Consider the following 10591-nt stretch of genomic DNA (forward strand, 5'->3'; position numbering starts at 1 on the left):
AGTTTGTAAATTTTGAAATCATTAACTTCTAATCCCCAATTATCAACCCATAATCCCCATACAGCCGTAGTCGAGGTTGAGAACCTGGTGTATGCATATTCTCGCCAAGAGCCAGTATTACAGGAAATATCTTTTACCTTGAACAAAGGCGATCGCGTCGCATTAATGGGAGCAACTGGTTCTGGAAAAAGCACCTTATTGGAGAACTTAATCGGCTTAAAACAACCACAATCAGGAAAAATTACCATTAATGGTATCCCCGTAGAACTGCAAACTTTACCGCAAGTGCGTCGTCAAATTGGCTTTAGCTTCCAAGACGCCAACGACCAACTATTTATGCCCACCATCTTGGAAGATATTACCTTTGGGCCACGTAACTATGGGATGCCACCAGCAGAGGCTAGCGATCGCGCTAGGCAGTTATTAGCTGATTTTGGTCTAGAAGCTTACGCCAATCGTTCCGCCCACGAACTTTCTGGTGGACAAAGACGCCTAGCCGCCCTAGCCTCGATTTTAGCCCTAGAACCAACAATTCTAATTTTGGATGAGCCAACTAACGGTCTCGATCCAGCATGGCGGCGTCATTTGGCGCAAGTATTATTAAAGTTACCCGTACAGGTGATCTTAATTGCCTCCCATGACCTACATTGGTTAGGCAGAGTTACTCAACGCGCTTTGGTGCTGTCTGGTGGTCGTATTCAAATAGACAGCGATATTCAACCACTGTTGCAAGATGGTGCTACTTTAGACCAGTTGGGTTTGCCGATAGATTGGTGATTTGGGCATTGGGCATTGGGCATTGGACAAGGGAGCAGGGGAGAAATTACAGTAAGTTTTTCCCTTCTGCCCCTCTGCCCCCTGTGCCCAATCCCCTCATTTACCCGTAATATTGGATACTATATTGTGGGTTGAATTGCTGTTGGGGTGTTAATGTCTGTTTTACATAAATATACTGTTCTTGCTCCCGTTAGCCTAAGTATTGCTTTGTTCGTTACTGGTTGCACCGACAATAAAGTTTCCCAGTGCCAGCGACTGATTCGAGTTGTGAATGCTGGAACTTCTCTAATTGATAAAAATAAGGGAACGCAAGTGATAACTAGCATCCAGCTATCTAAAGATTTAGACTTTGTGACTAAATCCATTGGAGAACTGAAGCTAAAAGATCCGAAGCTGAAAGAATTTCAAAGCAGTTTTGTGAAGATTTTTCAAAATCTTAGTCAAGCGATCGCTAAGGCAGGTAAGGCGCTTGGTGCAACCAAGACAGCACAAGCCTCAGAATCTGGGAGAGCAAAAATCCAAAAGGCTAGAGCCGAAATTGATTCAGCACTGACAACAGCTACAACTCTTGGCAAACAGTCAGATACATTAGTGAATCAGATGAATAAGTATTGTAGCGAGCCAGAATAATCTATCTGGGGCATTGGGCATTGGGCATTGGGCATTGGGCATTGGTTATTAATTATTCTCCCCTGCTCCTCTGCTCCTCTGCTCCTCTGCTCTTTCATTCTCCCACTGATACAGCGATAGCTCTCAGAAAAACAGTAACTTTTATCACTTTTTTTTCAAAATTTTCCCTGATATACACCAACTTTATTTGTCAAAAGAAGTATTGGTGTAAGTCAAATGAAATACCAGGAGTGATATGAGTCTACTGATGGGGAGTGTGCTGACAACAGTGCCAATATCTGCGGTCAATTTACCAGAAAAGTCCGTAATTCTGCCAGACAATTCGGTGCAGCAGTCAAGACAGGATAATTTATCTCAAGTTGTCTCACCGGCCGAAATTACACCACCTGAATTCGTGCAACCAGATATAACCACCTCGTCAGCTATAAAAAACAAGTACGAGAATATACTTAGAAAAAGTAGAGAAAAAATTCAATTCATCAGTTACCCTAACTTACCTGAATTAAAAGATACTCAACCTGTAGCAGAAGTTGTACAGAATCAGGAAAGTACAGAAGAATTTTCCCAATCTCCTCATCCTCCAGACTCAGACAACCAAATGTCTCAAGTCACCTCAGTATCGCAACTTGAAGACGTGCAACCCTCAGACTGGGCTTTTGGTGCTTTGCAGTCTTTAGTAGAACGCTATGGATGCATTGCGGGATATGCTGATGGGACTTATCTGGGAAATCGTGCTATCAGCCGTTATGAATTTGCGGCTGGTTTAAATGCTTGTTTAGAGAAGATTAACGAAGCGATGCCTGCGGCGGGCTACGCCTACGCTAACAATAAAATTAATACTGTTAATAATGAAGATTTAATCTTGCTGCAAAGGTTGCAAGGCGAATTCAAAGCAGAGTTGCAGCAATTACAGCAGCGTGTCGAAGTTGTGGAAAAGCAGACTAGTGAATTACAAGAAAATCGGTTTTCCACAACTACTAGATTATTTGGTCAAGCCATTTTTAGCGTTCAGGGAACCAATAGCCCCGACGTGGATTTGTTTCCGAGAGATGGAGTCCCTGAACGCCAGGGAAAAACCAATCTAACTTTTACAAGTAGCGCCCAACTAACCTTAGCAACTTCATTTACAGGACGAGATTTACTGTTAACAGGACTGTCTGCGGGCAATTTGGGTTCTAATGCATCTTTGTTATCTACCAATATGGGGCGGTTGGGTTTCGAGTCAAATACAGACAACAATCTAGTTATTAGTGACTTATCTTATCGATTTCTTGCCTCAAATAACTTGGGAATTGTGGTAGGTACGGCGGGAGTCAACCCAATCAACACCTTTCGCGGTATTAGCCCTTTAGAAGGTTCTAGCGATGGTGCAATTTCTCTATTTGGTCAGCGTAACCCAATTTTAAGTATTGGGAACAGCAGTGGTGGTATAGGCTTTGACTGGCAGATTAGCGATCGCATCAGTTTGCAAGGCGTTTATAGTGCCGAAATACCCAGTTTTCCTGGCGACACCAAGCAGGGCGGACTCTTTGGCGGTAGATATACTGCTGGCGCTCAGTTAAGTTTGGCACCCACAAATAAGATAGATGTCGGCATACATTATCTCTATTCCCACTCCCCAGATGGCTTACTGGGAGGTGGTATTGGCGATTCTCAACTGATTTCACCTTTTGCAAATCCTACAGCTTTCGATACCCAAGCCATTGGCGCTACCGTTGCTTGGCGAATTAACCCTAACTTGCAATTGGGCGGTTGGGGTGGCTTTACTTCCTCCAAGCCATTTAAACTTTCTGGAACTGTAGAAACCACCAACTGGATGGTGTTCGCAGGTTTTCCTAATTTGCTGCGTTTTGGGAATTTAGGGGGCGTTCTTGTCGGACAACCGCCCAAAATTACTTCTAGTACTTTACCCAACGGCTTCAATTTTCCTAACTTTTCTGATGGGGGGACAGCAGGTGGACGTAGTGACACATCAATTCACGTAGAAGTTTTTTACCGCGCCCAACTAAGCGACAATATCGCCTTGACTCCAGGCTTATTCGTTATTTTCAATCCCGATCACAATGCTGCTAACGATGCATTAATCGTTGGGACATTAAGAGCAAGTTTCCGGTTTTAATTTTATACCGACGTAAATGTAATAAAATACGCTATTTTTACACTGACTAATTCAGTATTGGATGCTTTCACGATCCATTAAGAGCAAGGAAAAGTCATGCGTAAACATACGCGTATTTTTTTTATATGTGATTAAAGGAGCAAATTTTTCATGAAATTAAATTTATCAGTTCAGTTGGGTTGTCTTCTTGTTAGCAGCAGCAGTTTAGCCGCAGTCTTCATTGGTTTAGGTGGAACAAGTGCTTCTGCTCAAATCACAATTCAAAGTACTGGTACATTATCGGGTACTATCCAACTTCCCAGAAATAATCCCAATTTCAATCAAAGCATTACTCGTGTTGATACAGACGAAACGGGGACTTACGCGCAAAACTTAGGTACTAAGAATAATCCTAATTACGTTCCTATATACAAGTCAGACTATGTGCAGGTACAAACACGTGCTGATGGTAGTCTGCATTATTTTGTTGACTTTAAAGGCATTCCGATTGTCTCCTTTAATGGCGTTCTCACTTCGCCGATTCTCTCTGGCGGTGAATTGACACCCTATAAATACCAGGGACAATTGGCAGGAACCACATTTCAAGGAGTAGTTCAGGATGAATTTAATCTCACAAAAGCCTTATACACTGGTATTGTCACCGATCCAAACACTGGAAACCAGTATCAGGGCACTTTTGAAGTGAGTGGATATGGAGTCCGATATAGCGATGCCTACGGCGGGCTACGCCTACGCAATGGTGGTGCAACCCCCACAGTCTTTGATTTCAAATCCGATCTTCCAGGTTCGCCAAAGGTGACATCTTTGGAAATGACTAACTCACCCCTAGCAAGAATACAAATCAAAGTACCTGCAACTGCAACTCTTATAACTCCTGCACCCGTAGTTGGTGGTAGCACACCCACTCCTGCACCCGTAGTTGGTGGTGATAGCACACCCACCCCTGCACCTGTAGTTAGTGGTGGTAGCACACCCACCCTTGCAACAATAGTTGACGGCGGTGACACATTCACTGTCACACCAATAGTTGATGGTGGTGACACATTCACTGTCACGCCAATAGTTGATGGTGGTAACACATTCACTGTTACACCAATAGTTGATAGTGGCGCTTCCTCAACACCTAAAACGTACACATCTAGGTCTCATTCTCCATCAATTTCTACTACACCTAATATGGAATTGAGTAACGGTAATTCCCTAGTGGTCAATCAAGTAATTGTCAACCCTGCAACCCTTGCTCAAGCTACTTGTTCACAAGATTCTGCCAAAAGTTGTACACTACCCACTTCACCCAAACAAGCGATCGGACCTCGTAGTCGAGTGCTACTGCGTTAACGTGAGTTCGATGAACCTCTCCCTCCCAGCCTTTCTCTCCGAAACGGAAAGGGAGGAGCAAGAAATAATTCCGCTTTTTGCTCCCCTCTCCGCGTCGGAGAGGGGCTGGGGGAGAGGTCAAATAAGACTTGTCGAACTCACGTTGCGTTAGTTAGGGACTTTCCAATAAAAAATATCAACTACTTCTCGTCGGGTGGGCGTCTCGCCCGCCTTTAAGCAAAGGCTGATTTGACAAAAACTTTAGGTGCTTCTGAAAGCATAGCAGGGCAAAATGAAATCAATATAATAGTCAGCATAGGGGCAACGTTGCAATTAAAAAAGTCCACAATAAGTTATGCGCGGTGTTTTTGTTGCTCAGACTACCTTTCGGTAGTATTTTTTACCATAATCATTTTCTGGCTATACTAGTACAACACGGCGGAAATAAACCACCAATTCCAAATCAATGAAATGCTTACGCTGTTTTAATTTTTAATTTTTAATTCCGCCTTGCGTTACTAGTGCCTGAAGCCAATTGATTGATAAATTTTGTCCCCTTGTATAAAATATATAAAAAATCTAAATTTTAGACATATATTTAGTGATTAGTGAGCATTTATTTATAAATGAGACTTAAATAAGACAAAAATTTTGTCTAATATTATTGGAGGAAATTAGTTTTCTTGGGGACTACAAAAAATTTATCAGTCAGACTAAACACTACAGAGTGAATCTAGATAAATCAAACATCTTCTGAGTTAGCACCTATGAAAGAAGAATTGATCGCCAGAGTTGTGCAGGTCTTACAAATTAATATGAAGTGGATGACTTGGAATTTATTTCTGGCTTTTATACCTTTAGCTTTGAGTGTGTGGCTATTTCGCTTTAAGCGTGGTGGCACTTGGCTTTGGTGGCTAGGATTTTTAGTTTTCTATGCTTTCTTACCAAATGCACCATATTTGTTGACTGATGTAATTCACCTAATAGATGATATCCGCACGATTCAATCGGTTTGGATGATTACTTTGGTACTCATTCCTGTGTATTTGCTAGTAATTCTCGGTGGATTTGAAGCTTATGTCATATCGTTAATTAATTGGGGTCACTACTTACATCGCATCGGTAAGAGCCAATGGATTTGGCGCGTTGAGACGATTACACATTTTCTCTGTGCTGTTGGTGTCTATTGGGGGCGATTTTTGCGTTTCAACAGTTGGGATTTTATTACTCAACCCGATGCCGTAATAACCAAAGGGGTAGAAGAAATTCTAGGAAAACAGCCCTTGGTGATTATTGCTATCACCTTTGTGGTACTTGCAGGTTTGTACTGGATTATGAAACGAGTAACTTTAGGTCTTAGCCGACCAGACAGTAGAATAGACATAAACTCAGAAAGCGCAAACTCTAACACGCCAAATATTTGATATTAATGGCGATTTTAGCTTTTAAATTTGGGGTTTTAATTAGTAATTCCTTTGATGAATATTGCCTATCAAAAGAAAGATGCAACTAAACTCTCCGTGAGGTGAAATAAAGTCAAAAGCAACCGATTGAACTTCAACCGCCATCACTTGAGAATAACGTTCTATCAGATCGTTGAATATCGATATAGCACAGCCGTTGCGGCAATTTATCGATATTGAACATTTTGCTGGTGTTGTATAAAGTTGAATGTGCTATGTACAACACCAACGATGATTACTATTCGCTCCTTTGGCAGTCAATCTCTAATCGGTTTAGCTCTTTTGAGTGCAACGACTATATTTACCCAGACTGCAACAGCAGAAACAATAACTGGAGAATTGGGCAATGTGCGGGCAGAAGTATCTTACGAGAAGCTAGAGGAATATCAGTATAAAAATGTCCGGTTGAAAATTATCCGGGCGGATAAAACTGTTTTGGATCAAAAACTGCCGCAAGAAGATGAATATGACAGACCTGTGGGGAATATATCTGGACAAGAAAACAACTTGCCAGTGCGAGACTTGGACGGTAACAAAGAACCAGAAATAATTGCCGATTTCTTTACAGGTGGAGCGCACTGTTGTACTTATTCATTGATTTACCGCTACGACAGCAAATCCCAAAAGTATCTTAAGATTCGTCATGAATGGGGTAATGGTGGCTATCAACTTAAAGATTTAGACAAAGATGGACTGCCAGAGTTTGATAGTCGAGACGATCGCTTTGCCTATGCTTTTACAGCTTATGCTGCTTCTGCCTACCCTCTGCAAATTTGGCGTTATCGCCAAGGTAAAATGGTCGATGTGACTCGTAGCTATCCCAAATTAATCTCCAATCATGCCTCAGAGCTATGGCAAACTTATACTCAGGCACGACAACAAGGCGATGATGGCAAGGGATTTTTAGCAGCTTATCTGGCAGATAAATATCTGCTGAATCAAGGACAGGATGGATGGGGGCGAGTGCAACAAGCTTATAAAAAAAGCGACCGCACCAAATTCTTCACCGATTTACGGAAGTTTTTGCGCGAAACTGGCTACATTAAATAAATTAGCAGTGAGCAATTAATTCCTAACTCCTAACTCCTAACTCCTAATTAATTAAGTTTTCGGCGTGCTGCTGCTAAAATTATACGTTGTTCAGCACGAGCGATCGCTTGATATGTTCGTTCGACTGCTTCCGGTTCAACAGAAATGGAAGTAATACCCCATTCCACTAATTTATCAATAATTTCTGGATAGAGGGCTGGTGCTTGACCGCAGATTGAACAAGGTATATCGGCACTTTTAGCCATTTGGATCAGTTGAGCGATCGCACTCATAACAGCTGGATGACGTTCATTAAATACTTTTGCTAACTGTCCTTGTTCTCGATCCACTCCTAGCAATAATTGGGTCAGGTCATTTGTACCAATAGAAATTCCGGCTGCACCTGCTTTCACATATTCTGGTAATAAAAACAAGACACTTGGCACTTCTGCCATCATCCACAATTGAAACTGCGCTACCTCGGTTAAAAAAGCTTGCTCAACTTTGCGACGGCAAAAAATAAATTCTTCTATAGTCCGCACAAAAGGCAAAAGTAGGTTGACATTGGTATAACCAGCTTGCTGTACACTTGCCAAAGCTTTCAGTTCTAGGTCAAATACTGCGGGATTTCGTAAATAGCTAAAGGTGCCGCGTTCACCTAACATCGATTGTGGCGAAGATTCTAAACTATCACGCAATGATGGTAAATCTTGCGATCGCCAATCTAAAGAACGATAAAAAACTGGTCTTGGTGCAAAGGCACGAGCAAATTGCATAATCTGCTCAGACCATAGCTCTAACAATTCTGCCTGACGCCCGCTTAAAATCCAACTATTAGGATGTTGCCCGTTCAATATATTTAGTACCATCAATTCGGAACGCAACAATCCCACTCCATCCACAGGCAGGTTTTGCACTTGTTCTATTAAAGTGGATTGACTCAAGTTAACCAGCAGTTGGGTAGCAATCATAGGTAGATGAGACATAACAGCAGGATGAGGCGCTTTCGGATTGGGGTAATGGGAGGAAAGAAGATTTTCTTCTCTCCCTCTCTCCATCTCCTCCTTTGAGTCTCCTTTGATGCGATAGACTTCTCCTCTGTCGCCATCAAGCAGCAATCGTTCGCCAGTTTGGATTAAAGTTGTGGCAGATGTTGCATTTACTACTGCTGTGATACTTAATTCTCTAGCTAGAATTGCCGCGTGACTGGTTAATCCCCCTTGTTCTGTGATAATACCACCAACTTGTTGTAATAATGGCAACCAATCAGGTGTAATTGTTGGTATTACTAAAATGACTCCCTTCGGTAGTTGTTCGGGTTTCTGTTGCGGATTAATAATTACCAGGGCAGTGGCTGCAACACGTCCCCCGGCTGCCCCTAGTCCCCGAATGAAGTGTAAGTGGGGAATTACAGATTGCGAAGGACTAACTTGTGTGATGTAGAGCTTTCCAGATGTAGTTTGCCCGGCGATAGTCCATTTAATGGTAAAGGTTTTACCTAGTTCACTTACCAGTTGAGTTCCCAGAGCAATTATTTGTTGTAAGTATTCTTCTTGTAAAGAGTACTGTTTTTGTTGCGCTTCTGGAAGTAGATAGGTAATCAGACAGGTGCGATCTGGTGTTAACGCTGAGTTCGGCACGGGTTGCGAAAAAGCTCCAGAGGTTGCATCATCAACGCCATAAGCCAGCATTTTATTGCCCAGTTGTTGCTCAAGCACAACCCCAGTCGCCGGTTGAATGTAGTAAACATCTGGCTGTATTTCGCCTTGAGCGATCGCAATTCCTAATCCCCAAGTAGCTTCAATTTCCCACCCAGAGGCATTAGTTGTGAGCGAACCACTGGCGATCGCATTTTCAACAGGTTGCACCAAAACTGCGAGATTAATTTGTTGCAGATTAATTCCTAAGTGCTGCCAATATAATAGACTGCGGGCCCGAAATATTTGGCTCCAGGTACGCTTTAACCCCAAAGCGATCGCTTCCGGTTCGCACTGGCAAAATACCGACTCCAGTAAACCCGATATGTTGTTGTTTATACCTGGAGTAGCAGTTAATACTGCTAAAGAAGGCCGAAGAATCAAACAGCTAGTTTGCCATTCTCTAGCGGCTTGGAAAATTGTACTCACCCACTCCTGGGTTACAGTCGCACTCAGAATTTCTTGGCGCAAGCGGCTAGCCACCTGCTGAAGTTGACGCCAATTAGTAACATCCAGGTGTAACGAAGAATGGGGTAAGTCAGCTACTAATGATTCTGAACTATTAAGATTTTCGAGAAATTGCCGCAAAATTTCTGCCGAAACTACAAAACCAGGCATCACCGGATAGCCACGCTGGATAATTTTGCTTAAGTAAAAGGCTTTGTCACCTACTTTGGCACGGTCTTGTAGTTTAATTTGATCTAGCCAGTAGAGTTTATTCACTCAATTTGTTAGTTGTCTATTTGTAGCCACAGCCATTTCTTTTTGGTATGTTATCAGGTTAATCCACTGACTTCTGAAAAAAAGTACTCAGGGATGACAGCAGTTTTCTTTTGCATGAATTACAAAGTTACGGTTTTTGAAGCAGGATAGAGGAAAATTCAGAATGGGCTACGCCCCGCTGCGCTAACAGGAGTCAGAAATCAGAATTAAAACAGGCTTGATAGCTGGCTTTGAGACGAATCGTTGTGTACTTCAGTAACTTGAAATGCGCTGTATAGCTGATTTGCTCTACTTATACATGGTCGTATCATATTTAATTGTTGAGTATATGGGTTAATCTAACAATTTAAGGTATAATTTTGTGGCTCATTCATTTTAAATAGTCAAACAACTATTTAATAAACTTAAAATTCATATAGTTTGCCATGACGATCCTTGCCACAATTTAACAATGCAAATCTCCATTTATTGACCCAAATAATATTATCTTGTTGCAAAATAATCCTAATAATGGAAAATAGTAATTCTCCGTTTCAAAACCATTCATAAATTGATAGATTCCAAATATTGAGGTAGGCTATTGCACTACACCCATTGGCTCAAACTCCATTAATAAAACATTAGAATAGTTTTGTACTATTTTTATAAAAATATTACGATTTAACCTAGTATATAGAATTCTCCATATCAGACTAAACATTAGACTCATCCACAAATGGCAAATGCTCACGGGGACTGGGTTTGAGAAACTTGGGTACAATAGGCGATCACTAAAAGGAGCTACGAAAAAATAAGTATTTGAGAGCATTCAGAGGCAAAAAATTAAAATTAGGGTG

Annotated in this window: 7 protein-coding genes; 6 read left to right on the top strand and 1 reads right to left on the bottom strand. The window is 41.7% G+C overall.

Annotated elements, in window-relative coordinates; translation table 11 throughout:
- Positions 1 to 12 precede the first annotated feature (12 nt).
- The 6 genes from HWQ42_RS29280 to HWQ42_RS29305 all read left to right on the top strand — a co-directional run bounded on the left by HWQ42_RS29280 (position 13) and on the right by HWQ42_RS29305 (position 7356).
- Positions 13 to 777, top strand: a complete 765-nt coding sequence (locus HWQ42_RS29280; RefSeq protein WP_292818084.1) for an energy-coupling factor ABC transporter ATP-binding protein — start codon at positions 13 to 15, stop codon at positions 775 to 777.
- A gap of 153 nt (positions 778 to 930) precedes the next feature.
- Positions 931 to 1407 (top strand): hypothetical protein, encoded by a 477-nt coding sequence (locus tag HWQ42_RS29285; RefSeq protein ID WP_292818086.1) that lies wholly within the window; start codon positions 931 to 933, stop codon positions 1405 to 1407.
- A gap of 235 nt (positions 1408 to 1642) precedes the next feature.
- Positions 1643 to 3526, top strand: coding sequence for an iron uptake porin (locus HWQ42_RS29290; protein WP_292818088.1), 1884 nt, complete (start codon positions 1643 to 1645; stop codon positions 3524 to 3526).
- A gap of 150 nt (positions 3527 to 3676) precedes the next feature.
- Complete coding sequence (locus HWQ42_RS29295) at positions 3677 to 4864, top strand: hypothetical protein (RefSeq protein ID WP_292818090.1); 1188 nt, start codon at positions 3677 to 3679, stop codon at positions 4862 to 4864.
- 746 nt (positions 4865 to 5610) lie between these two features.
- A complete protein-coding gene (locus HWQ42_RS29300) occupies positions 5611 to 6267 on the top strand; it encodes a DUF1361 domain-containing protein (RefSeq protein ID WP_292741060.1) in 657 nt (218 codons plus the stop codon).
- Positions 6268 to 6537: 270 nt separating this feature from the next.
- Complete coding sequence (locus HWQ42_RS29305) at positions 6538 to 7356, top strand: hypothetical protein (RefSeq protein WP_292818092.1); 819 nt, start codon at positions 6538 to 6540, stop codon at positions 7354 to 7356.
- Positions 7357 to 7403: 47 nt separating this feature from the next.
- On the opposite strand, the gene HWQ42_RS29310 is transcribed toward HWQ42_RS29305, so the two are convergent.
- Positions 7404 to 9755, bottom strand: coding sequence for a putative PEP-binding protein (locus tag HWQ42_RS29310; RefSeq protein WP_292818094.1), 2352 nt, complete (start codon positions 9753 to 9755; stop codon positions 7404 to 7406).
- Positions 9756 to 10591 lie beyond the last annotated feature (836 nt).

This window comes from Nostoc sp. JL23 (genome assembly GCF_017115065.1).
GTDB classification, from domain to species: Bacteria; Cyanobacteriota; Cyanobacteriia; order Cyanobacteriales; family Nostocaceae; genus Nostoc; species Nostoc punctiforme_A.

Excerpts from the sequence above, each read along its gene's own strand:
- HWQ42_RS29290 (WP_292818088.1), top strand. The coding sequence starts at position 1,643 with ATGAGTCTACTGATGGGGAGTGTGCTGACAACAGTGCCAATATCTGCG.
- HWQ42_RS29300 (WP_292741060.1), top strand. The coding sequence starts at position 5,611 with ATGAAAGAAGAATTGATCGCCAGAGTTGTGCAGGTCTTACAAATTAAT.
- HWQ42_RS29285 (WP_292818086.1), top strand. The coding sequence starts at position 931 with ATGTCTGTTTTACATAAATATACTGTTCTTGCTCCCGTTAGCCTAAGT.
- HWQ42_RS29295 (WP_292818090.1), top strand. The coding sequence starts at position 3,677 with ATGAAATTAAATTTATCAGTTCAGTTGGGTTGTCTTCTTGTTAGCAGC.
- HWQ42_RS29305 (WP_292818092.1), top strand. The coding sequence starts at position 6,538 with ATGATTACTATTCGCTCCTTTGGCAGTCAATCTCTAATCGGTTTAGCT.